Consider the following 939-nt stretch of genomic DNA (forward strand, 5'->3'; position numbering starts at 1 on the left):
TCAGACCCTGACCGCCTGGCTTCAAACAAAGCCTGCTTGAGAGCCATCAGCGGCATGCCCAAGGTATGCATACTCGAGGAAACACCCCAACCCACAATCTTTCGACTGAACACATCAGTGATGAAGGCCGTGTAGCAGAAGCCACTACCTGTGCGCACATAGGTGAAGTCCGCGACCCACAAGCGGTTCGGCGCTTTAGCGGTGAACTGGCGGTTGACCAGATCAGGGCGGTGATCAGGAGCCTTGGTAGCCCTGGTGGTCACAGGCTTACGGCCCCGATGCACACCCTGAATACCAGCTGCACGCATGAGCCGGTAGGTTTGGTCCCGGCCAATAGCCCAGCCTGCCCGTTTCATGGCCTGCCACATTTTGCGCACGCCATAGACTCCATAGTTCTCCTGGTAGATTCTTACCAGTTCGGGGATGAGCAGCTGGTCGGAGAGTGACCTGGCTGAAGCGACACGGCTCATTGCGCGGTAATAGCCGCTAGCCGTCATGAAGCCACCGTCAAGGTGCTCGGATAGGACTCGGCAAATGGGCTCGACCCCGAAAAGATCCTTATAAGTGTTGATGTAGCGGATCATCATCGGGCCGGTCGGTCGAGCTCTGCTGCGAAAAAAGCTGAGGCTGTCTTCAGGATTTCGTTGGCCCTGCGTAGTTCCGCGTTTTCTCGTTTTAGGCGTCTGATTTCGGCCGCCGCGTCACTCGTAGTAGTGATTTCTTTGCCGGTGTCGAGGGCGGCGTTGTTGCACCAGCGGGCCAGAGTGTTGTGGGAAATTCCTAGCCGAGGGGCGATGTCTTTGATTGCTGCGGTTATGGACGGGGCGTCGGGGTGGTTCAGTCGGTCACCGACGAGTCGTACCGCTCGTTCTTTGAATTCTTGGGGGTATTTGTTGGGCATGGTTTTATTATTCCTTCCGGTGGGGTGTGGGTGGAAGG

At 56.9% G+C, this 939-nt stretch carries 2 protein-coding genes; both read right to left on the bottom strand.

Going from position 1 to position 939, the window contains the following annotated elements:
• A partial coding sequence (locus ACRCJM_RS11970; protein ID WP_431465085.1) for an IS3 family transposase occupies positions 1-587 on the bottom strand: 587 nt, incomplete at its 3' end.
• On the bottom strand, positions 584-939 hold a 356-nt coding region (locus ACRCJM_RS11975; RefSeq protein WP_431465086.1), incomplete at its 5' end, for a transposase. The genes ACRCJM_RS11975 and ACRCJM_RS11970, both read right to left, overlap by 4 nt.

It is taken from the genome of Rothia sp. L_38 (genome assembly GCF_050689125.1).
Classification (GTDB): domain Bacteria; phylum Actinomycetota; class Actinomycetes; order Actinomycetales; family Micrococcaceae; genus Rothia.